General features: G+C 43.2%; 20 protein-coding genes. 12 read left to right on the top strand and 8 right to left on the bottom strand.

Going from position 1 to position 22,443, the window contains the following annotated elements; genetic code table 11:
• Window positions 1–111 precede the first annotated feature (111 nt).
• The 7 genes from gyrA to dnaA form a co-directional block, all read right to left on the bottom strand.
• Window positions 112–2,646 (bottom strand): DNA gyrase subunit A, encoded by a 2,535-nt coding sequence (gene gyrA, locus M1J35_RS02750; protein ID WP_254652730.1) that lies wholly within the window; start codon window positions 2,644–2,646, stop codon window positions 112–114.
• A 118-nt stretch (window positions 2,647–2,764) separates the two neighbouring features.
• The gene (gene gyrB, locus M1J35_RS02745) at window positions 2,765–4,693 is read right to left on the bottom strand and encodes a DNA topoisomerase (ATP-hydrolyzing) subunit B (protein ID WP_224522406.1); all 1,929 of its coding nucleotides are present in this window, start codon (window positions 4,691–4,693) and stop codon (window positions 2,765–2,767) included.
• Window positions 4,694–4,735: 42 nt separating this feature from the next.
• The gene (gene remB, locus M1J35_RS02740; protein ID WP_229596311.1) at window positions 4,736–4,963 is read right to left on the bottom strand and encodes an extracellular matrix regulator RemB; all 228 of its coding nucleotides are present in this window, start codon (window positions 4,961–4,963) and stop codon (window positions 4,736–4,738) included.
• A gap of 36 nt (window positions 4,964–4,999) precedes the next feature.
• The gene (recF, locus tag M1J35_RS02735) at window positions 5,000–6,118 is read right to left on the bottom strand and encodes a DNA replication/repair protein RecF (RefSeq protein ID WP_224522407.1); all 1,119 of its coding nucleotides are present in this window, start codon (window positions 6,116–6,118) and stop codon (window positions 5,000–5,002) included.
• Window positions 6,119–6,135: 17 nt separating this feature from the next.
• A complete protein-coding gene (gene yaaA, locus M1J35_RS02730; RefSeq protein ID WP_034764734.1) occupies window positions 6,136–6,354 on the bottom strand; it encodes a S4 domain-containing protein YaaA in 219 nt (72 codons plus the stop codon).
• A 169-nt stretch (window positions 6,355–6,523) separates the two neighbouring features.
• Entirely contained in the window at window positions 6,524–7,660 is a 1,137-nt protein-coding gene (dnaN, locus tag M1J35_RS02725; RefSeq protein WP_034764746.1) for a DNA polymerase III subunit beta, read from the bottom strand.
• A 206-nt stretch (window positions 7,661–7,866) separates the two neighbouring features.
• Window positions 7,867–9,210, bottom strand: coding sequence for a chromosomal replication initiator protein DnaA (gene dnaA / locus M1J35_RS02720; RefSeq protein ID WP_061811179.1), 1,344 nt, complete (start codon window positions 9,208–9,210; stop codon window positions 7,867–7,869).
• Between the two features lie 1,143 nt (window positions 9,211–10,353).
• Here dnaA and rpmH point away from each other — a divergent pair.
• The 11 genes from rpmH (at window position 10,354) to M1J35_RS02665 (ending at window position 20,587) form a co-directional block, all read left to right on the top strand.
• Entirely contained in the window at window positions 10,354–10,488 is a 135-nt protein-coding gene (rpmH, locus tag M1J35_RS02715) for a 50S ribosomal protein L34 (protein ID WP_034764748.1), read from the top strand.
• A 165-nt stretch (window positions 10,489–10,653) separates the two neighbouring features.
• Window positions 10,654–11,028, top strand: coding sequence for a ribonuclease P protein component (rnpA, locus tag M1J35_RS02710; protein ID WP_034764749.1), 375 nt, complete (start codon window positions 10,654–10,656; stop codon window positions 11,026–11,028).
• Between the two features lie 142 nt (window positions 11,029–11,170).
• Complete coding sequence (gene spoIIIJ, locus M1J35_RS02705; RefSeq protein ID WP_034764750.1) at window positions 11,171–11,959, top strand: YidC family membrane integrase SpoIIIJ; 789 nt, start codon at window positions 11,171–11,173, stop codon at window positions 11,957–11,959.
• The gene (gene jag / locus M1J35_RS02700) at window positions 11,956–12,573 is read left to right on the top strand and encodes an RNA-binding cell elongation regulator Jag/EloR (RefSeq protein WP_034764752.1); all 618 of its coding nucleotides are present in this window, start codon (window positions 11,956–11,958) and stop codon (window positions 12,571–12,573) included. The genes spoIIIJ and jag overlap by 4 nt, the downstream gene beginning before the upstream one ends.
• 345 nt (window positions 12,574–12,918) lie before the next feature.
• Complete coding sequence (mnmE, locus tag M1J35_RS02695) at window positions 12,919–14,304, top strand: tRNA uridine-5-carboxymethylaminomethyl(34) synthesis GTPase MnmE (RefSeq protein WP_034764754.1); 1,386 nt, start codon at window positions 12,919–12,921, stop codon at window positions 14,302–14,304.
• Between the two features lie 56 nt (window positions 14,305–14,360).
• Entirely contained in the window at window positions 14,361–16,253 is a 1,893-nt protein-coding gene (mnmG, locus tag M1J35_RS02690; protein ID WP_254652729.1) for a tRNA uridine-5-carboxymethylaminomethyl(34) synthesis enzyme MnmG, read from the top strand.
• A 21-nt stretch (window positions 16,254–16,274) separates the two neighbouring features.
• Complete coding sequence (gene rsmG, locus M1J35_RS02685) at window positions 16,275–16,991, top strand: 16S rRNA (guanine(527)-N(7))-methyltransferase RsmG (RefSeq protein ID WP_254652728.1); 717 nt, start codon at window positions 16,275–16,277, stop codon at window positions 16,989–16,991.
• A gap of 119 nt (window positions 16,992–17,110) precedes the next feature.
• Complete coding sequence (noc, locus tag M1J35_RS02680; RefSeq protein ID WP_159363164.1) at window positions 17,111–17,974, top strand: nucleoid occlusion protein; 864 nt, start codon at window positions 17,111–17,113, stop codon at window positions 17,972–17,974.
• Between the two features lie 200 nt (window positions 17,975–18,174).
• Window positions 18,175–18,936, top strand: a complete 762-nt coding sequence (locus tag M1J35_RS02675; protein ID WP_224522413.1) for a ParA family protein — start codon at window positions 18,175–18,177, stop codon at window positions 18,934–18,936.
• A complete protein-coding gene (locus M1J35_RS02670) occupies window positions 18,929–19,768 on the top strand; it encodes a ParB/RepB/Spo0J family partition protein (RefSeq protein ID WP_061811184.1) in 840 nt (279 codons plus the stop codon). The genes M1J35_RS02675 and M1J35_RS02670 overlap by 8 nt, the downstream gene beginning before the upstream one ends.
• Window positions 19,769–19,873: 105 nt before the next feature.
• A complete protein-coding gene (locus tag M1J35_RS02665; protein ID WP_254652727.1) occupies window positions 19,874–20,587 on the top strand; it encodes a DUF554 domain-containing protein in 714 nt (237 codons plus the stop codon).
• Between the two features lie 42 nt (window positions 20,588–20,629).
• Here the strand turns inward: M1J35_RS02665 and yyaC are convergent, their stop codons facing one another.
• Window positions 20,630–21,250, bottom strand: a complete 621-nt coding sequence (yyaC, locus tag M1J35_RS02660) for a spore protease YyaC (protein WP_224522416.1) — start codon at window positions 21,248–21,250, stop codon at window positions 20,630–20,632.
• Between the two features lie 256 nt (window positions 21,251–21,506).
• On the opposite strand from yyaC, the gene M1J35_RS02655 reads away from it, so the two are divergent.
• Window positions 21,507–22,433, top strand: a complete 927-nt coding sequence (locus tag M1J35_RS02655) for a mechanosensitive ion channel family protein (RefSeq protein WP_224522417.1) — start codon at window positions 21,507–21,509, stop codon at window positions 22,431–22,433.
• Window positions 22,434–22,443 lie beyond the last annotated feature (10 nt).

The following is a 22,443-nucleotide window of genomic DNA, read 5'->3' as shown; positions in this document are numbered from 1 at the left end:
AAATTCGGCGAGCTGTAGTTGTTATTTTTAAAAAATAAATAGGTCCCTGACAAAAAAAATAAGCTATTTCCAGAATGGACACCCATTCCTGAAAATAGCTTACTCTATTATTTATTCTTCTGTGTCTTCATCAGCCTCATCTGAAGCTGGTTGGTCTTCCATATCGTGCTGTTCCATTCCTTCAACAGATTCGACCGGCGCTTCCGTTTCTTCTTCATCTTCTTTTTCAACTTTGGCGACGGTTGAAACGAATTCACTTTCTTGAAGACGAATAAGCTTGACTCCTTGGGTGTTACGTCCCGTTGTGGAAATGTCATTGACGTCCATACGGATGAGAACACCATGGGCGGTGATGATCATTAAGTCTTCTTCGCCTGTAACGGCTTTGACAGAGACGAGTTCTCCATTACGCTCAGTTACATTACATGTCTTTAATCCCTTACCACCACGGGTTTGGACTCTATATTCACTGGCTGGAGTACGTTTACCGTAACCATTTACCGTGACGACCAGGACATCACTCTTGTCCTCAAGGATCTCCATCCCGACAACGATATCATCATCACTCAGGTTGATTCCTTTTACTCCGGTTGCCGTTCTTCCCATGGAACGAACGTCTGTTTCAGGGAAACGGATCAACATACCCTGCTTCGTACCGATGATCATATCTTTTTCGCCATCAGTCAATTTGACGGAAATCAGCTCATCATTTTCCCGAAGGTTGATGGCAATCAATCCGTTCGTCCGGATATTGGCGAAATCCGATACCGGTGTACGCTTGGAGATCCCCTGCTTTGTGGTAAAGAATAAGTACCAATCGTCCACGAATTCTTCTACGCGGATCATGGCGTTAATCCACTCATCTTTCTCTACGCCAAGCAGATTGATGATTGGAAGTCCTTTCGCGGTACGACTGAACTCAGGGATTTCATATCCTTTTGCACGATACGCTTTTCCTTTGTTCGTAAAGAAGAGGATCGTATCATGAGTAGAAGTCGTCAACAGATGTTCGACGAAGTCTTCATCATTGGTACCCATACCCTGGATCCCTCTTCCGCCACGTTTTTGACTGCGGTAGGTGGAAACTGGGAGACGTTTGATATAACCGTTATGGGTAAGGGAAACGACGATGTTCTCTCTAGGGATCAAATCTTCATCCTCGATGTTCTCGATTCCACCCGCTACAATTTCAGACCTCCTCTCATCATTGAAGCGTTCTTTGATTTCGATCAGTTCTTCACGGATGATTTCAAGGACCTTTTCATCATCTGCAAGGATCGCTTTTAGTTCAGCAATCAGCTTCACCAGCTCCTGGTACTCATCTTCAATTTTTTCACGTTCTAAACCGGTTAGACGTTGAAGACGCATATCCAGGATCGCCTGGGCCTGCTTATCGGATAAGGAGAAGTTCTCCATCAACCCTTGTTTCGCAAGCTCTGTTGTTTGAGAACCACGGATAAGGGCAATGATTTCATCAATGTGATCGAGGGCAATCCTCAGACCTTCTAAAATATGAGCCCTTGCTTCAGCTTTGCGCAATTCAAATTCCGTTCTGCGGCGAATGACTACACGTTGATGCTGAAGATAGTGATAGAGACATTCTTTTAAGTTCAATACCTTCGGCTGACCGTCTACAAGTGCCAGAAGATTGATCCCGAAGCTTGTTTGAAGTGCTGTTTGTTTATACAAATTATTAAGCAGGACGTTAGCATTGGCATCTTTTCGTACTTCGATTACGATGCGCATACCATTACGATCCGATTCATCACGAAGATCCGTGATGCCATCAATCTTCTTATCCCGGACCAGATCCGCGATCTTCTCAATGAGTCTCGCTTTATTCACCTGATAGGGAATTTGATGGACGATGATCGTTTCTTTTCCATTGCTCTTTGTTTCGATTTCCACACGGGCACGCATGGTGATGGAACCTTTACCTGTTTCGTAAGCGCGACGGATCCCGCTTCTTCCCACAATCAAACCGGCAGTAGGGAAATCAGGTCCGTAGATGAATTCCATCAGCTCTTGAATCGTAATGTCAGGATCTTTACTTAATGCAAGGATTCCATCGATGACCTCTCCAAGATTATGGGGAGGGATGTTCGTTGCCATTCCTACGGCGATTCCTGAAGAACCATTAACCAAAAGGTTAGGAAAACGGGCAGGTAATACCTCCGGCTCCCGCTCAGTGCCATCATAGTTATCTTTATAATCAATTGTGTCTTTATTAATATCACGAATGAGTTCCATAGAGATCTTGGACATACGTGCTTCTGTATAACGCATGGCCGCTGCGGCGTCACCGTCCACAGAACCGAAGTTACCGTGACCGTCAACCAGCATATAGCGATAGTTGAAATCCTGTGCCATACGAACCATGGTGTCATAAACAGCTGAGTCACCATGAGGGTGATACTTACCGATTACTTCACCGACGATACGTGCTGATTTCTTGTATGCTTTGTCAGACGTCATTCCGAGGTCATTCATCGCATATAAAATACGGCGATGGACGGGCTTAAGGCCATCACGTGCATCTGGTAAGGCACGTGAAACGATGACACTCATCGCGTAATCCAGGAAAGACGAGCGCATTTCACTACTTATATTAATCTCTTTAACATTCGATCTTGGTGTTTCTGCCATAGTAAAAGGGACCTCCTTTTAAAGAAAGATTTATACCTTTCTTACTCTTTACCTTGTCCGCTATGTAAAAGACAGGATAGCACGTGGTCTATCCTGTACTATTTCAAAAAAGTTTTCGTTAAATATCCAGATTCTTAACGTACGCAGCGTTTTCTTCGATGAAGTTACGTCTCGGCTCTACTTTGTCACCCATCAGGATATCAAAGGTTTCGTCGGCTTCGATCGCATCTTGAAGGCTTACTTGCAGCAAGGTCCTTGATTCCGGATCCATTGTCGTTTCCCAAAGCTGCTCTGGATTCATCTCTCCAAGACCTTTGTAACGCTGGATTCCAGGTTTAGGCGTCGGAGAAATTTCTGCAAGTATTCGATCCAGTTCTTTATCATTGTAGGCGTACTCGATCTTCTTCCCTTGTTGTATTTTGTACAAAGGTGGTTGAGCGATATAGATATAACCTGCTTCAATGATATTTCTCATGTAACGATAGAAGAACGTTAATAATAGTGTACGAATATGAGCGCCATCAACGTCGGCATCGGTCATGATCACGATTTTATGGTATCTTGCTTTAGCCAGGTTGAAGTCTTCACCAATACCAGTCCCGAGAGCTGTAATGATCGCACGGACCTCGTTATTAGAAAGGATCTTATCAAGACGTGCCTTTTCAACGTTGATGATTTTACCGCGCAGTGGAAGGATGGCCTGGAAGTGACGGTCACGTCCCTGTTTGGCCGATCCACCGGCTGAGTCACCCTCAACCACATAGATTTCGCTGATGCTCGGGTCTTTGGAAGAACAGTCAGCCAGTTTACCAGGCAGACTTGAAATTTCAAGAGCACTCTTACGGCGGGTAAGCTCCCTTGCTTTTTTCGCAGCCAGTCGGGCACGGGCAGCCATCAGGCCTTTTTCAACGACCTTCCGGGCAACAACCGGGTTTTCAAGTAAGAATGTTTCCAGATGCTCTGAGAATAGAGAATCCGTAATCGTCCTTGCTTCCGAGTTCCCGAGTTTTGTTTTCGTCTGACCTTCGAATTGAGGGTCAGGATGTTTGATCGAGATGATGGCTGTCAGACCTTCCCGGACATCTTCCCCTGAAAGATTCGCATCGTTCTCTCTGAATACATTATTTTTACGGGCGTAATCATTGATGACCCTCGTTAAAGCCGTTTTAAATCCAGACTCATGGGTTCCACCTTCATGGGTGTGGATGTTATTGGCGAATGAGTAAAGATTGCTTGCGAAACCGTCATTGTATTGAAGGGCGATTTCAACGGTGATATCATCCTTCTCACCTTCGATGTAGATCGGTTCTTCATGGATGACTTCTTTCGAACGGTTAAGGTGCTCAACGTATGACTTGATTCCACCTTCATAATGGTAGTCCCGTCTTTTCCCTTCTCCGCGCTTATCTTCAATACTGATCTGGATCCCTCTGTTCAAGAACGCCAATTCACGAATACGGTTTGCCAGTGTGTCATAATCGTATTCCGTCGTTTCAGTAAAGATTTCAGGATCTGGAGTGAAGTGGATGATCGTTCCGGTCTTATCCGTTTCTCCGACCACTTTAAGGTCGAAGCTCGGAACACCTTTTTCGAATTTCTGATAGTAGATGTTCCCATCACGATGGACATGTACCTCAAGTTCCGTGGAAAGGGCATTTACAACCGAGGCCCCTACTCCGTGCAGACCTCCGGATACTTTGTATCCGCCGCCGCCGAACTTACCGCCCGCGTGAAGGACCGTCATGATGACCTCTACGGCAGGACGTCCCATTTTTTCGTGGATACCGACCGGAATCCCACGTCCATTATCCGTCACGGTAATACTGTTATCCTCTTCAATGATGACTTCGATTTCACTACAGTGTCCGGCTAATGCTTCATCAATACTGTTATCAACGATTTCCCACACCAAGTGATGCAGACCTCTGCCGCTTGTTGATCCAATATACATACCCGGTCTTTTCCGAACGGCCTCTAAACCTTCTAAAACCTGAATCTGATTTTCATCATAGGAGCCGCCTTGCGCTTGATTTTGTTCTATAGCCATACTGATTCACCTACACTTTCTAACCTTCAGGGCTTTATATTTCTATAATAAATTCTCATAGTTTGAGTATTTCTTTGATCGCTTCTTTAACGTACTGGATGCCAGTGGTGAAAGATACAACTGGCCCGTTGTGATAACAAGAGATTTATATGAACCCTTTGCAAGATTGCAAAGGTTATGATCTTTCGTTTTTAGAAAATGTTGAATTTCCTCTGAAAATTGAACGGTGTCTCGATCAATAATTGCGATGATTTCATCTGTACGTACCATGACATCTTCTCCAACATGTATGTACAAGGTAACACCTCATTTCAATCTTTTCATAGATCCGGCTTCCACTTCGAACGTAGTCGCCTCGTTTAAGGTTTGATGATCAATCCCGTCCACATTGGTTGTGGTCACAAAGGTTTGAACTTTCCCCTGAATGGTATTTAATAAGTGAGACTGACGATAATCATCCAACTCAGATAACACATCATCCAGAAGTAAGATGGGATACTCTTTGATCTCAGAGTGTATCAGCTCGATTTCTGCAAGCTTCACAGAGAGGGCTGTCGTCCGTTGCTGCCCCTGTGACCCGAATGTTTGAACATCCCGTCCATTCACAATAAATTGAAGATCATCCCGATGCGGTCCGACCAGGGTCACACCCCGATCAATTTCCCGTTCACGGATATCATCGAATTTCTGCTCATATATATCTACCATTTTTGACCATTCTTGATTATCTGATACATCCAAAGACGGTTTATATACGATTTCCAACGTTTCCAGGTTTCTTGAAATCCCTGAATGGATCGGTTTCGCCCAACTTTCCAACAATTGAACGAACTCAAATCGTTTCTTCGTAATCTTCACCGCCATCTCGATGAACTGTTCGGTCAAAACATCAAGCATCGTCTGGTCTTTTTGTTTTCTCGTCTGCAACTGTTTTAAATAATGGTTCCGCTGCTGTAATATTTTTTGATAAAGGCTGATATCATGTAAATAAACAGGAGAAACCTGACCGATTTCCATATCAATAAAACGGCGCCTGACTTGAGGGCTCCCTTTTACCAAATGAAGATCTTCAGGTGCAAACATGACAACATTCATATTCCCGACATATTGACTCAATTTAGACTGTTCAAGGTGATTACTCTTCGCCTTTTTCCCCTTTTTGGACAGGATCAGCTCCAAAGGTAAACCACCGTTATATTTCTGAATCCTACCTTTTATTTTAGCATATTCCTGGTCCCAACGGATTAAATCTTTATCATTCGAGGTACGGTGGGATTTAGCCATTGCCAGGACATAGATAGACTCCATGATATTCGTCTTCCCCTGAGCATTTTCTCCAAGAATGACGTTCACCTTATTTTCGAAACTCACGTCGATCGATTCGTAATTACGGTAGTTTCTTAATTCCAATTGTTCAATGTACATGGACATAACACCCTTTATTATTCTCCAGCAACCACAAAGACCCCTACTTCAGGAATTTCAACTTTGTCTCCAACCGTAAGTTTTCTCCCTCTTCTTTGGTCTTGTTCCCCGTTTATGTATACTTCATATTCACTTAAGAACCATTTCGCCATCCCACCGGACTGAATCACTTCAGCAAGCTTCAGGAATTGTCCCAATGTGATGATTTCTGTTTCGATGGTGATCTCTTTCGCCACTAAAATCACTACTTTCCGTATAAAGTCTCTAATATATTATTTTACTCTAAATGGAGTTAAGTCACAACTAACGAAAAATGGAGAATATGGTCGCAGTTGATTTCAGAAGGATTCCCTAAATGTAAAAAGCCAACACCTGAGCTTTTTCGAAGGTGTTGGCTTTTGATTTTTAGTACGTTCTAACCGGAAGGATCAGCTGAAGGATGGATTCATCATGAAGCGGCTTCAATACGAACGGTCTCATCGCTCCTGTGAAGTTCACATGAATTTCCGTTCCTTCAATCGCTTTTAACGCGTCCATCATATATTTTGCGCTGAAAGAGATTTTCAGTTCTTCCCCTTCCACCGAATGGCTTTCCACCTGCTCGATGACTTTCCCGATTTCAGGAGTGTTTGACGAAATTTCAATGATTCCACCATCAAGGGTCGAAAGTTTCACGACGTTGTTCCGGCCTTCTCTCGCCAGCAGCGATGCACGATCGATCGCTTGTAAAAATTCTTTTGTATTAAGGGTCAATTCTGTTTTCGTATCAGATGGAATCAATCGGCTTGTGTCCGGGTAATTCCCCTCTAATAGTCTTGAGAAGAATAATAAATGTTTTGCCTTAAACAGGACCTGATTTTCCGTAATGACGATTTCCACTGGTTCATCCGTATCATCTAGGATCTTGTTCAACTCATTTAAGCTCTTTCCTGGAATCACGATATTGTAAGAAGCATCATGATTGGTTTCGATCGGTGCTTTTCTCATGGCAAGCCTGTGACTATCTGTTGCAATACAGCTTAGCTCCCCGTCTTCGATCTGACAGTTTACACCTGTCAAGATGGGGCGTGTTTCTGAGGTGGACACTGCAAATACGGTTTGTCTGATCATCGTTTTAAGAAGATCCGTTGATACTTTTATTCCGTTTCCTTCTTCAATTTGAGGAAGATGCGGATATTCTTCAGGATCCAGCCCGTTCAAATTGAATTCTGCCTGTCCTGAACGAATGACTGTCTGGAAGTGACTCTGAACTTCGATTTCTACCGTATCTTTCGGTAATTTCTTAACGATCTCACTAAAGAATTTTGCCTGGAGGACGATGCCGCCTGTTTCCATGATCCCAACGATTTCAGTGCCTTCTTCCTCATTGGGGATAAAGGATTCAATCGAGATATCCGAATCACTACCTGTCAATGTAACACCATCTTCAGTGGCAATGATCTTGATCCCGGTCAGGATGGGAATGGTCGTTCTTGATGTGACAGCTTTCATAACGTCCTGGACGCTCTGGACAAGATAGTCCCTTTGAATAACAAATTTCATGATTTATTCCTCCAATTTGCACATAATTTTATGGACTGAATCATATACTAAATAATTTATTTAAAAATAGTAATAGAAGTAGTAGGGCCTGTTGATATGTGGATAAGTGTATGAATCGAACGTAAACACAGCCTATCCACATGTGGACAGACTGTGTGCTAGTTAGTCGGAGTTATTCACATTATCCAGTTTGGTTGTGTGTAGAATCAGGCCTTTAATGTTTCACGAATTTCCTTCAATTGCTGCTGAAGAAGAGCATCCGTTCCGAGTAATGTACTGATTTTCTCATGAGCATGAATGACAGTCGTGTGATCACGTCCGCCAAACTCTTCGCCGATTTTCGGAAGGGAGGAATCCGTCATTTCCCTTGATAAATACATGGCGATTTGCCTTGGGAATGCGATGGACTTTGTTCGTTTCTTTGCTTTAAAGTCCTCTAGCTTCACATTGAAGTGCTCCCCAACGACACGTTGAATTTCCTGGATGGTAATCGCCCTTGGCTTCGAGCTCGGGATGATATCTTTCAACGCCTCGGCTGCAAGATCTGCATTGATATCTTTATTTATAAGAGAAGAGTACGCGACGACACGGATCAATGCACCCTCTAACTCACGAATATTCGAATCAATCTGATTAGCTATATAAAGCATGGCTTCATTTGGAATATCCAGTCCTTCAGCCTTTGCTTTCTTTCGTAAAATCGCAATTCTCGTCTCGAGATCCGGTGGAGTGATATCTGTTATAAGCCCCCATTCGAATCGGGAACGAAGTCTATCTTCAAGTGTCGGGATTTCCTTCGGTGGCCGATCACTGGAAATGACAATTTGCTTGCTTTCTTCATGTAAGGTATTAAAAGTATGGAAAAATTCCTCTTGTGTTTGTTCTTTACCGGCTAAAAATTGAATATCATCGATTAATAAAACGTCAACATTCCGGTATTTGTTGCGGAAATCGACTGCTTTATTATCCCTGATGGAGTTAATGAATTCGTTGGTGAATTTTTCAGATGATAGATAAACCACTTTTGCAGCGGGATTATGCTCAAGTACATAATGGCCGATGGCATGCATCAAGTGAGTTTTTCCAAGACCGACTCCCCCATAAATAAATAAGGGATTATAGGCTTTGGCAGGTGCTTCAGCCACAGCCAAAGAAGCGGCATGGGCGAACCGGTTGCCCGAACCGATAACAAACGTGTCGAACGTGTATTTAGCGTTCAGCATATTTTGGTTGATATCCTGCTGATCATCATCCTTCATCGACTTTGGCGGTATTTGAATATCAAACTCTTCCGGCTCCTGGTTTTGAGGAATGATAAATTTCACGACTAGTTCTTCGCCCGTAATATCATACAAAACCCCTGAGATTAGCTGAGAGTAACGGCCTTCCAGCCAATCTCTAGCAAATTCATTTGGAGCTGTAATCACAAGGGTGTCCCCTTGAATGGAATGGGCCTTAGTTGATTTCAACCAAGTATCAAAGCTTGGTTTACTGATCTTTTTTTCGATATTTTCTAAGGCCTTGCTCCAAAGATCCCCGATATTCTCCAATCCTGATCCCTCCTTTTCTTAGTTTGTATAACTTCTGTACAATCATTACGTGCTATACATTCCTTAAACTCACGCTATTTTATAAAAATACAATTCGTTGAATGTGGAAAATATATATAATAAGGAAGGAAAATGGTTTTTCGACATTATCCACCACTTGTGGACAACGTTTTACAAACCCTCTGTATAAGTTACCCACATGATATCCACATTTTGTGGATAAGTTATTTCCGTAAACACAGTTATCAAGAGTGAAAACACAATAATCATATCAAAATATCCTTAGAGGTGCAATGCTTTTTAAATTTTATCCACAACCCCCCACACCTTGTGGAATGAAATTGTCCACAACCCAAGAACTTGTGAAAAAGTTGTCAGTATGTGTTGTGGATAATTTAAAACCATGTCGAATCCTATCCACAGGCACGTTAAATAGAAAAATGGGATAGGGTTTGTAGAAGGAAACTAATTACGGAGAGAGTAGTGGTTGATTTCCGCTCCAGGGGCTCGCTTTCCGCGGGGCGTGAGTTGAGCCTCCTCGGGCTAAAGCCCTGCGGGGTCTCAACTTTCCCGCGTTTCCCGCAGGAGTCGAGCCCCTTCCGCTCCAATCAACTATATGAGTATGCAACTTTTTCAAAATCTATATTAGGGATAATCCTATTTCTAGTTTTGTGGGAAGGATTTTTTGATTGATCCACCACATTATTAAAAACGGCTATTTGAGCATTCTGCTACCATGCAAAAGGAAACTGGTAACTTTTTTCTAACGATTTCATGTGTTTATCTTCTAAGCAGTGGACATATAAAACCTAGTGCACTGTTCATTGATCTTTCTTTAGGATTGGAAGGAGATTTGCGAGACTCCTGCGGAAAAACGGGCTGGGAAAGACCCCGCAGCGAAGCGAGGAGGCTTGCCCGCTCGTCCGCGGAAAGGGAGCGTAATCTCCTTCCAATCCACCACTAAGCTAATAGAACAGAGCAGTAAACGAACGATTAACATTTTAATGTTCATAAAAAACTTCAATGAAGTAACACTTAAAAAGAAAAATAATCTGAGTGTTGACTTTTTATGGGTACCGTCTTTATAATAGTGAGGAATGTCTTTAACTTTTTTTAAAGATATCCTTCAGGGAGGTGTCATAGATGAAAAGAACGTTTCAACCAAATAACCGCAAAAGAAAAAAGAATCACGGTTTCCGTGCACGTATGAGCTCTAAAAACGGACGCAATGTTTTAGCTCGCCGTCGCAGCAAAGGAAGAAAAGTACTATCTGCCTAGACCACTGAACTGACTCAGTGGTCTTTTTTTTCCTTTCTATTAGAAAATAAGACGATTTGGCTCGTTCGTATTATGGTTAACGAGAAAAAGTACTTATAATTTCATATGAATGAGCCAATAATGTCGAGGTTAGATCAAGACAAAAATGAAAATTAGGTGTGGTCCATGCGGAAAGAACAAAGAGTAAAGAAAAATAAAGAGTTCCAGGAAATATTTAAAAAAGGAACATCCTTCGCGAATCGTCAATTCGTCTTGTATCTATTAAAGAAGGAAGAGCCTCAGCCATTTCGAATTGGAATCTCCGTAAGTAAGAAAATCGGAAATGCTGTTTGTCGAAATCAGATAAAGCGGTATGTAAGGCAGGCATTCTTAGAACTACAAGAAGAGGTGCACGATCAGTACGATTATCTTATCATCGCCAGAAAACCGGCGGCCGACATGAATTTCCATGAGGTGAAGGGGAGTCTCACCCATGTATTAAAAAGAGGAAAAGTATTGAAAAGGTCTTCTTATGGCAAATATGATAGGAAGAAGTCATAACATTTTGAGAGAATGACAGGTTTCGTCATCACAAGCCAAGGAAAAGATGTTACAATACGAGGGATTGTACTTTTTTTGGGTACGGGATGATGGTACTTGTTTACATTTTATTTGAAAGATATTAGTTGGGAGGAAAATAAGGGTGAAAAAGAGAATGATAGCCCTGGTGGGAATCATTGGGCTAATGGCTATTCTATCAGGTTGTACAGATTACAATAAGCCGATTACATCTGATAGTAGCGGAATATGGAATGAATATATTGTCTATCCTTTATCGCAATTGATCACCATGGTTGCAGAATTCATGGGCGGATCTTACGGATTAGCGATTGTCATCGTTACATTGCTCATTCGTTTAGCGATTCTGCCATTGATGATCAAACAAACGAGAAATTCAAAAGCCATGCAGGCATTACAACCTGAAATGAAAAAACTGCGTGAAAAATATAGCTCTAAAGATGCACAAACTCAGCAAAAGCTTCAACAAGAAACGATGGCTTTATTCCAAAGTCACGGGGTGAATCCGTTAGCGGGTTGTTTACCATTGATCGTTCAAATGCCGATCTTGATCGGTTTCTACCATGCGATCGTCAGAACACAGGAAATCAAAGCGCATAACTTCTTATGGTTCGATCTCGGTAATCCGGATCCATACTATATTTTACCTTTAGTAGCAGGTTTAACAACGTTCATCCAACAAAAATTAATGATGGCGGGTACAGCGAATCAGAATCCGCAAATGGCCATGATGCTTTATATCATGCCGGTCATGATCATCATTTTTGCGATTAACTTCCCTGCAGCTCTATCCCTTTACTGGGTGGTCGGAAATCTATTCATGATTGCTCAAACGTACTTCATCAAGGGACCTGAGATTAAAGAAGCGCAAGCAGTCAAAGCTGGTGGGAATTCGGGAGGAAAGAAAAAGTGAGAGAAGTAGAAGCGACTGGTCAAACGGTGGAAGAAGCCATTGAATCAGCCTTGTCTCAACTGAATATCACCAAAGAAGAAGCAGAGATCGACGTCATTGATCAAGGTAAAAAAGGTTTATTCGGATTGTTCGGCGGAAGGCCGGCAGTCGTCCAAGTGAAGAAAGCGGTTGATCCGGTAGAGGAAGCGAAGAATTTTCTTCTATCCGTCGCACGTGAAATGGGCGTGGAAGCGACCATAGATGTGAAAAGGGATGGAAGAGATGTGGAATTCAACATTTCCGGTGAAAAAATGGCTCTATTGATTGGCAAAAGAGGACAAACGTTGAATGCTCTTCAACATTTGTCGCAATTGGTCGCCAATCGGGTATCCGGTCAGTTCATCACGATCCTGTTGGATGCCGAAAACTATCGGGAAAGACGGAAGCAGACGCTGACAACGCTTGCGGAACGTTTAGCAGAAAAGGCACTGCGCACCAATCGCTCTGTTTCATTGGAACCGATGCCCTCTTATGAACGAAAAGTGATCCACACCGCTTTAGTGGATTCCAAAAGGGTCGATACCCATTCAGAGGGAAGAGAACCCAATCGATACATTGTCATTGCACCAAAATAATGAAAGACGATTCCTTTCGGGGGATCGTTTTTTTTTTTGCAACTTTGCGTAAATTGTCATTTTTTGTAGAATGGCAAATATCATTCCAGAATTCTCCTTCCACTCTTCCATTCCTTACCTCCTGCCAATTCTTATTTTCATCCCGGTTTATTGTTATTCACATGTGGATAAGTTAAAATAATAGAGATGAGATGTTATCTATGTGGATAACATTATTTGGTGACGAACAAAGGGTTTCCTTTCTTTAGTATTAAAACGGAATGTGATATTCTAATAATTTGGGGAAACGTTACTTTATACTATACATTTCATATAAATAGGTCAGCTATAAGAGAGGTGAACATAATGGAATTAGATACAATTGCAGCCATATCCACTCCGATGGGAGAGGGAGCGATCGCCATCGTCCGTTTGAGCGGTGAGCTGGCATTCGATATCGGTGATAAAGTCTTTAAGGGAATGAAGGGGAGTTCCATGAAGGAATTTGCATCTCATACCATTCATTATGGACATATCGTTGATCCCGACACCGATCAAGTGGTGGAAGAGGTCATGGTTTCCGTGATGAGAGGACCAAAGACATTCACCCGGGAAGACATTATCGAGATCAACTGCCACGGAGGACTTGTGTCGGTGAATAAGGTTCTGCAGCTGGTGTTGAAAAACGGGGCGAGACTCGCAGAACCCGGTGAATTCACGAAGCGTGCTTTCCTGAATGGCCGAATTGACCTTTCTCAGGCAGAAGCGGTGATGGATCTCATTCGGGCGAAAACCGACCGGGCCATGAATGTAGCCCTGAATCAAATGGAAGGCCGCCTTTCCAATTTGATCAGGAAGCTCCGGCAGGAAATCCTTGAAACACTTGCCCATGTGGAAGTGAATATCGATTATCCGGAGTATGATGATGTTGAAGAGATGACGCATAACGTACTTTTGGAAAAATCCAAACACGTCCGGGATGAAATTGAACGGCTGGTTCGAACCTCTGAACAAGGGAAGATTTTAAGGGAAGGTCTTTCTACGGTAATCATCGGACGGCCCAATGTAGGGAAATCATCCCTCTTGAACAGCCTTGTTCATGAAAATAAAGCCATTGTGACGGATATTCCGGGAACCACACGTGATGTGATCGAGGAATATGTCAACGTAAGGGGAGTCCCTCTCCGTCTTGTTGATACGGCCGGGATTCGTGAGACCGAAGACATCGTTGAACGGATCGGCGTCGAACGCTCGAGACAGGTGTTGAAGGAAGCCGATTTAATACTACTCGTGCTCAATTATGCGGATGAATTGACCTTTGAGGATGAACAGTTATTCGAAGCGGTGAGGGGAATGGACGTCATTGTCATCGTGAACAAAACGGATCTGCCTCAGAAGATTGATATAGATAAGGTAAGAAAGCTTTCCGAAAATCATCAGCTGGTGACAACGGCTTTACTGGAGGAACAGGGAATCGATGAACTGGAAGAAGCCATTTCATCCTTATTCTTTGCGGGATCCATCGAAGCGGGGGATATGACATATGTGTCCAACAGTCGTCATATCGCCTTACTCAACCAGGCATCCCTTGCAATCAATGAAGCGATCGACAGTGTGGAAATGGGGACACCGATCGATATTGCACAGATCGATCTGACGAGAACGTGGGAACTATTAGGTGAAATCATCGGGGACAGCGTTCATGAAAGCCTGATTGATCAGCTGTTTTCTCAGTTCTGCTTAGGAAAATAAACACTATTATAATGTGGACGGTACTTATCCGTCCGACAAGGAGGAAATAACAAACCATGCAATATGACGCAGGGCAATATGATGTCATTGTCATTGGTGCTGGCCATGCCGGGGTAGAAGCGGGACTTGCTTCTGCACGTATGGGAGCAAAAACGTTAATGGTCACCATTAACCTGGATATGGTTGCCTTTATGCCGTGTAATCCATCTGTCGGTGGACCGGCAAAGGGGATCGTTGTAAGGGAAATCGACGCTCTCGGTGGAGAGATGGGTCGTAACATAGATAAAACGCATATACAAATGAGGATGTTGAATACAGGAAAAGGTCCTGCTGTACGTGCACTGCGCGCGCAGGCAGATAAATTCCTTTATCAGAATGAAATGAAGCGGACAATCGAAAACGAACCGAACATGACCTTGATGCAGGGAATGGTTGAGGAATTGATCGTGGAGGATAATGAATGTAAAGGGGTCGTCACGATGACAGGTGCCGCTTACCGTGCCAAAACGGTCGTCATCACCACGGGTACATTCCTTCGTGGAGAAATCATCTTGGGAGACCTGAAATATTCAAGTGGTCCCAATAACCAACAGCCTTCCATCAGATTATCTGATCACTTGCATGAACTCGGTTTCGATACGGTTCGGTTTAAAACCGGGACACCGCCGCGGGTCAATAGCTCGACCATCGATTATTCGAAAACGGAGATTCAGCCAGGTGATGACGTACCACGTGCATTCAGCTATGAAACGACCAAATACATCACGGATCAACTTCCATGCTGGCTGACGTATACGAATGAACTGACTCATCAACTGATCGACGACAATCTACATCGTTCGCCAATGTATTCAGGTATGATCAAAGGAACGGGACCTCGGTACTGTCCTTCTATTGAAGATAAAGTCGTGCGTTTCCACGACAAGCCGCGTCATCAGATCTTCCTAGAGCCGGAAGGAAGAAATACTCAAGAAGTGTATGTTCAAGGGTTATCGACAAGCCTGCCTGAAGATGTTCAGCAAAAAATCCTACAGACCATTCCGGGTCTTGAAAAAGTACAAATGATGCGTGCCGGTTATGCCATCGAGTATGATTCCATCGTACCGACGCAATTATGGCCGACACTTGAGACGAAAAAAATTAAAAATCTGTATACCGCGGGGCAAATCAATGGAACATCCGGCTATGAAGAAGCGGCTGGACAAGGATTGATGGCAGGAATCAACGCTGCTTGCCGTGCACTTGATAAAGACGAAGTGATCTTAAGCCGGTCAGATGCTTATATCGGGGTACTGATCGATGACCTCGTGACAAAAGGGACGAACGAACCGTATCGTCTTTTGACATCACGTGCGGAATACCGCTTGTTGCTCCGTCATGATAATGCCGATCTTCGTTTAACGGATATCGGTCATAAGATCGGATTGATTTCAGAGGATCGCTTTGAACGATTCACGGCGAAGAAAGAAGCGATATCAGCAGAGAAGAAGCGACTTGAATCCCTTCGCATCAAGCCGAGTGAAGAAACTCAAAGGGTTATCCGTGATGCTGGCGGAAGCGAGCTGAAAGACGGGATACTGGCAGCAGACCTTCTGAAGCGTCCGGAAATGAATTACAGTCATATTAAGGCACTTGTCCCAAGTGACATTGAGCATGATCCCGATGTAGAAGAACAAGTGGAGATCCAGGTGAAATACGAGGGGTATATTGAAAAATCCCTTCAACAGGTCGATAAAATGAAGAAGATGGAAAATAAGCGAATTCCTGAGAACATTGATTACAGTGCAATCAGCGGATTGGCTTCTGAAGCAAGACAGAAATTGATCGAGGTCCAGCCTCTTTCTCTTGCACAGGCCTCCCGCATTTCAGGCGTGAACCCTGCAGACGTATCCATTTTGATGGTCTATATTGAACAGGGGAAAATCGCCAAGGTATCCGGTGATCAATAGAAGTAAAGGAAGGATCATTTCATGAACGTAAATGAATTTCAATCAATGCTTGAGGAGAAGGGGATTTCCCTTTCTTCCAAGCAATTAGATCAGTTTGAACGTTATTATGAATTGCTTGTTGAATGGAATGAAAAAATGAATTTGACGGCAATCACTGACAAAGAAGACGTGTATTTAAAGCATTTTTACGATTCAATCAGTGCAGCATTCTATGTCGACTTCACGGAAGTTCAATCTCTGTGTGATGTTGGGGCTGGTGCCGGTTTCCCAAGTATCCCGCTTAAAATATGCTTCCCGCATCTACATATTTCGATTGTTGATTCCTTGAATAAGCGCATTACATTCTTAAATCATTTATCCGATGAACTGGGACTTGAAAATACCCATTTTTATCATGATCGCGCAGAGACATTTGGAAAAAATAAGGCTCACCGTGAAAAATATGATATGGTTACAGCAAGAGCCGTAGCCAGAATGTCTGTTTTAAGCGAATTATGCCTGCCGCTTGTGAAAAAAGGTGGAGCATTTGTCGCCATGAAGGCTTCCAATGTCAATGAAGAGCTGTCCAATGCAAAGAAAGCCATCGGGACACTTGGTGGACAAACCGATAAAATGTATTCCTTCATCCTTCCTGAAGAGGAAAGTGAACGGAATATCGTGAAAATCAACAAAGTGAAAGAAACGCCTAACAAATATCCCAGAAAACCCGGGACCCCGAATAAATTACCGTTAGAATAGTATGGTCACTCTCCTGCCTTCATCGGTCATGGTATAATCGACATATAGTGAGAAGGCAGGAAATGGACATATTTTAGAGAATATTAATAAAGGGAGTTTCTTAAAGGTGGTGTAGGAAGATGAAGCATCCTTTCTCTCGTTTTTTTGGCCTAGGTGAAAAGGAGCAAGATGTTGAATCTGAAGAGTCGAATGTAGTGGAAGAAGATCGTGATGAAGTGAGGAAGATACAGGTCTCACAAATCATCCCGAATCGATTTCAACCAAGGACTGTGTTTAATGATGAAAAGATAGAAGAGTTATCCAGAACGATTCATACTCATGGCATCATCCAGCCGATCGTGGTGAGACAGTACGATGATGACCAGTTTGAGATCATTGCGGGTGAACGGAGATACAGAGCCGTTCAAAAGCTTGGCTGGGAAACCGTACCGGCGATTGTGAAGAATCTTAATGATACAGAAACAGCCTCTGTCGCATTAATTGAGAACTTACAAAGAGAAGAACTCTCTCCTATAGAGGAAGCAATCGCATATGGAAAACTGTTGGAATTACATGATCTAACTCAAGAAGCCCTTGCTCAACGCTTAGGAAAAGGACAATCAACCGTGGCGAACAAGCTTCGTCTCCTAAAGCTTCCAGAAGAAATTCAATCAGCCCTACTAGATAAACAAATCACTGAACGTCACGCCAGGGCTTTGATTCCTTTGAAGAATGCTGAAAAGCAAATCCAGCTTCTTCAGGAAATCATTGAAAAGAGCTTGAATGTCAAACAGACCGAAGACCGGGTTGTGAAAATGCAAGAAGGAACGACCCAAAAGCCGAAGCCTAAACGGAAGGCCTTCAGCAAAGACATGAGGATTGCCGTGAATACGATCCGACAATCGCTGTCCATGGTATCCGATAGCGGAATCAATCTCGACTCAGAAGAAGAAGAGCACGAGGAATTCTATCAATTCACCATTCGTATTCCGAAAAAAAAATAGATTCGTAGTCTAAAAGTGAGAAACATATCCGATCCGTTTCTCACTTTTTTTATTGCAAGAACAACAGAACCCTTCCTATTTATGGAAAGGTGTTTCTTTTTGAAAAATTGACAGACAATTATCCGGGAATTTTGATAGAATAAAAGAATACTGTGTAAAATTGAAATCAATCTTAGGAAGTCAAAAGGTAGGTGACAACCTTGGGCAGAATCGTAGCCGTTACAAACCAGAAAGGCGGGGTGGGAAAGACCACGACATCCGTCAATTTGGGGGCTTGTTTAGCTTATATAGGGAAAAAGGTTTTACTTGTAGATATCGACCCTCAGGGAAACGCCACTAGTGGTGTCGGCGTGGAAAAAGGGGATGTACAACAGTGTATCTATGATGTGTTAGTGGATGATGTAGATGTGAAAGAGACGATCAAACAATCAAAAGTAGAGAACTTATCGATTGTCCCTGCAACGATTTCACTTGCCGGGGCGGAAATTGAATTGGTTCCGACCATCTCCCGTGAAGTCCGTTTAAAGAAAGCGCTGGAGAAGGTAAAGGACGAATTCGATTTCATCATTATCGATTGTCCCCCTTCATTGGGACTCCTGACGATCAATGCGTTAACCGCTTCGGATGCTGTCGTCATACCGGTCCAGTGTGAATATTATGCCCTCGAGGGATTAAGTCAGCTGTTAAGCACTGTCCGTTTAGTGCAGAAGCATCTGAATCATGACCTTATGATTGATGGTGTATTGTTAACGATGCTTGATGCCAGGACCAATTTGGGGATCCAGGTCATTGAAGAAGTGAAAAAATATTTTCAAGACAAAGTGTATCGCACAATTATCCCACGTAATGTTCGTTTAAGTGAAGCACCCAGTCATGGTGAACCGATTATCATCTATGATGCGAAATCCAGGGGAGCAGAAGTTTATTTAGAACTGGCAAAGGAAGTGGTGGCGAATGGCTAAAGGTTTAGGAAAGGGCATCAATGCTCTCTTTACTAATATGCAAACTACCCAAAATGAAGAGTCCGTCCAGGAAGTGAGCCTGAAAGAAATAAGGCCGAACCCTTATCAGCCACGAAAGATCTTTGAGCCGCAGGCAATCGAAGAATTGAAAGAATCGATACTGGAGCATGGGATCCTCCAACCGATCATTGTCCGTAAGTCCATTAAAGGGTATGAGATTGTGGTCGGTGAACGCCGCTACCGTGCAGCTACGGCGGCTAAGTTAGAGACAGTTCCCGTCGTCGTGCGTGAATTGAATGATCAACGAATGATGGAACTTGCCGTTTTGGAAAACCTTCAACGCGAGGACCTGACGCCTATCGAGGAAGGCGCAGCCTATCAAATGCTGATGGATAAATTAAATCTTACTCAGGAAGAACTGGCGAAACGATTAGGGAAGAGCCGACCTCATATCGCGAACCATATTCGCTTACTCTCCCTTCCTGCACCCGTTCAGGAACTGATTTCTGAAGGGAAGCTGTCAATGGGACATGGACGTGCCCTTCTTGGATTGAAAGATAAAAAGAAGTTGTCCATGATTGTGAATCGGATCCTGAAAGAATCATTAAACGTCCGTCAATTAGAAAAAATCATTCAAGAAGCCAATGACAATGTTCCACGTGAAACAAAAAAGAACGAGCGGAAAGATGTTTTCATCCAGGAACAGGAATCACTCTTGCGGGAACGCTTCGGTACAACCGTAACGATTAAACAATCGAAGAAAAAAGGGAAAATCGAACTGGAATTCTTTTCGAAGGAAGACCTGGATCGGATTTTAGAATTATTGCAGTAGCATCAAGGGACTGACTTAAGTGGTATATTATATGCCATTTAAGTTAGTCCTCTTCCATATGGTACATATACTATTCTTTGGGAAATAATCATAAGGGGAAACGTCATGGTACTTTTAGGAACGCTAGTAAATGGAGTATGTATTATTATCGGGACGCTTCTCGGGAAAATCCTGCATCGCATACCTGAAGATATGAAGGGAACGGTCATGAAAGCGATCGGACTCGCCGTTATCGTTCTTGGTTTACAGATGGGGTTAAAAAGTGAAAACTTTCTCATCGTGATCATCAGCCTTGCCCTTGGTGCTGCCTGGGGAGAGTGGATGAATCTCGAGGACAAGCTCAATGCCCTGGGGAATTGGTTAGAAACGAAGATAGGCAGCAAAAATGAAACGTCCATTTCTCAAGGTTTTGTAACCGCCACCCTGATTTTTGTCATTGGGGCAATGGCCGTGATCGGTGCGCTGGACAGCGGGATCAGGGGAGATCATGATGTTCTTCTGACCAAATCGATCATTGATGGATTTACTTCTTTAATCTTAACGACGACCCTCGGGATCGGTGTCATGTTCTCGGCCATTCCAGTCGTCCTGTATCAAGGAATCATCGCCCTATTCGCTACTCAGATCCATCAATGGGTGCCTCAGGAATTGATGGATGCTTATATTGTCGAAATGACGTCAACAGGAGGCATCATGATTTTTGCGATTGGACTCAACCTCCTGGGTGTTACGAAAATAAGAGTCGCCAATTTACTTCCGGGAATCATCGTGGTGGGCATGGTGGTCGGAATCATCCACGCCTATCATTTGTATATGTAATCAAAAAGGGAGATGGCGTAACGCGCCATCTCCCTTTTCTCTTTACTGCTGCAATTCTTCCCGCCATTTTTCGATACTGACGGCATTTCTCCGTTCTACAGAATGACCTGCCAGCACAATCGCTTCGGCAATCGTCCTCGCCATTTTCATGACAAGATTCAAACGGGTATTCTGCAGGACAAAGAACTCCATGAACCCACTGACATTTACAATACCGGTCAGATGAATCTCCCCGACCTCAGGCAGCTCTTTATTGACTCCGGCTCCCGGGCGCAAAGGGCCTTCACTCAACTGGATGGCACCAACACTCTTTAATCGTCCAAGACAGGCATCTACACCTATGATAAAGGGATTGATATGTTTAGAAGAGATATCCTTGAGCTTCTCTTCCAGATTGACGGCATGGATCGGATCATCCAATGTCCCATAGACATGGAATGGTTTAATATCCTGTTCCTCTATTAGTGTGCCAACCAAAGGCCCCAATGAATCCCCTGTCGAACGGTCCGTACCGATACAGACAAACACGATGGGCCTTGTACGATAATAAGTGGGAAGCATCGACGACAATTGAACAGAAAGATCCTGTGCCGCACGCTCTTCCTGATGAAGGACTCTAAAAGGTTCAGATCTTCGTTCAAATAGTCCTTTTTTTAGATTCATCGCTTCCACTCCTTTGAATGTGATTAGGGGGATTATGTTGAAATTGACTATGTCAGGTCTTGCCACCAGAATCATACTATTTAAGTATTATCAGTATACGGACGATTTCTTTTTTTCATACATAATAAACTCCAATTTTTCATAAAATAAAAATTTTCTAGAAACTATTCTTTATGAGGTTATATCTACACAAGGAGAGGGAAAGTTGATAAAATAAGGAATACTTCTTATTGAATGATAAGTGGAGGTTCGATATATGAGTGCAAATGATACCAAAGCTAAGGTAGATGACACGATTGATAAAGCTACTGAGAAACTGATAGATAATGAAATGTGGATGGCCCTGGGAACAGGTGCTGTAAAGATTATTGCCATTATGGTTATTACATATCTTGCCCTAAGGGTAGGAAGGTCTGCGATTCGAAACGTATTCAAAGTCCGTTCCCGCTCCCCTCTTAAGTTCACTGAACGAAGGGAAGCGACCTTATCCAAATTGTTGGAAAACGTCCTGACCTATGTGATCTATTTCATCAGTCTGATGACTATATTATCGACTCTGGAAATCGATGTGAAAGGACTCATCGCCGGTGCCGGGATTGTCGGCCTTGCCGTCGGTTTCGGTGCACAGAATCTGGTACGTGATATCATCACCGGTTTTTTCATTATCTTTGAGGATCAATTTTCAGTTGGCGATTATGTTCGCATCGGTTCTGCAGAGGGAACCGTGGAAGAGATCGGCCTGCGAACGACAAAAATCAAAAGTTGGACAGGGGAATTACATATCTTCCCCAATGGGAATGTTACGGAAGTGACGAACTTCTCCATCCATAACAGTATCGCAGTCGTGGATGTCAGCATTGCATACGAAGAAAATATTGAAGAAGCCGAGAAAGTGATGCAGGAACTTCTTCTCGCTTTGCCGCAAAAGTACGAAGACCTTGTGAATCCGCCGGAGCTGTTGGGGGTTCAAACCCTTGGAGCATCCGATGTCGTCATTCGTATCGTTGCTGAAACGGTTCCGATGAGACATTGGTATATGGCCAGGATGATCAGGAAAGAAGTGAAACTTTGCCTGGATGCGCATGGTATCGAGATTCCATTCCCTCGTATGGTGATGTATTCACGTCAAGATGAAGAAGAGATTCACCCTCGTGAAAAGCAAAGAAGACTTGAAAGCGAATAAGGAGGAATAA

This window comes from Rossellomorea sp. KS-H15a (assembly GCF_024195245.1).
Lineage (GTDB): Bacteria > Bacillota > Bacilli > Bacillales > Bacillaceae_B > Rossellomorea > Rossellomorea vietnamensis.
This window is presented reverse-complemented; position numbering and strand designations above follow the sequence as displayed.

Excerpts from the sequence above, each read along its gene's own strand:
- gyrA (WP_254652730.1), bottom strand. The coding sequence starts at position 2,646 with ATGGCAGAAACACCAAGATCGAATGTTAAAGAGATTAATATAAGTAGT.
- gyrB (WP_224522406.1), bottom strand. The coding sequence starts at position 4,693 with ATGGCTATAGAACAAAATCAAGCGCAAGGCGGCTCCTATGATGAAAAT.
- remB (WP_229596311.1), bottom strand. The coding sequence starts at position 4,963 with ATGGTACGTACAGATGAAATCATCGCAATTATTGATCGAGACACCGTT.
- recF (WP_224522407.1), bottom strand. The coding sequence starts at position 6,118 with ATGTACATTGAACAATTGGAATTAAGAAACTACCGTAATTACGAATCG.
- dnaN (WP_034764746.1), bottom strand. The coding sequence starts at position 7,660 with ATGAAATTTGTTATTCAAAGGGACTATCTTGTCCAGAGCGTCCAGGAC.
- rpmH (WP_034764748.1), top strand. The coding sequence starts at position 10,354 with ATGAAAAGAACGTTTCAACCAAATAACCGCAAAAGAAAAAAGAATCAC.
- rnpA (WP_034764749.1), top strand. The coding sequence starts at position 10,654 with ATGCGGAAAGAACAAAGAGTAAAGAAAAATAAAGAGTTCCAGGAAATA.
- mnmE (WP_034764754.1), top strand. The coding sequence starts at position 12,919 with ATGGAATTAGATACAATTGCAGCCATATCCACTCCGATGGGAGAGGGA.
- mnmG (WP_254652729.1), top strand. The coding sequence starts at position 14,361 with ATGCAATATGACGCAGGGCAATATGATGTCATTGTCATTGGTGCTGGC.
- rsmG (WP_254652728.1), top strand. The coding sequence starts at position 16,275 with ATGAACGTAAATGAATTTCAATCAATGCTTGAGGAGAAGGGGATTTCC.
- noc (WP_159363164.1), top strand. The coding sequence starts at position 17,111 with ATGAAGCATCCTTTCTCTCGTTTTTTTGGCCTAGGTGAAAAGGAGCAA.
- M1J35_RS02670 (WP_061811184.1), top strand. The coding sequence starts at position 18,929 with ATGGCTAAAGGTTTAGGAAAGGGCATCAATGCTCTCTTTACTAATATG.
- M1J35_RS02665 (WP_254652727.1), top strand. The coding sequence starts at position 19,874 with ATGGTACTTTTAGGAACGCTAGTAAATGGAGTATGTATTATTATCGGG.
- yyaC (WP_224522416.1), bottom strand. The coding sequence starts at position 21,250 with ATGAATCTAAAAAAAGGACTATTTGAACGAAGATCTGAACCTTTTAGA.
- M1J35_RS02655 (WP_224522417.1), top strand. The coding sequence starts at position 21,507 with ATGAGTGCAAATGATACCAAAGCTAAGGTAGATGACACGATTGATAAA.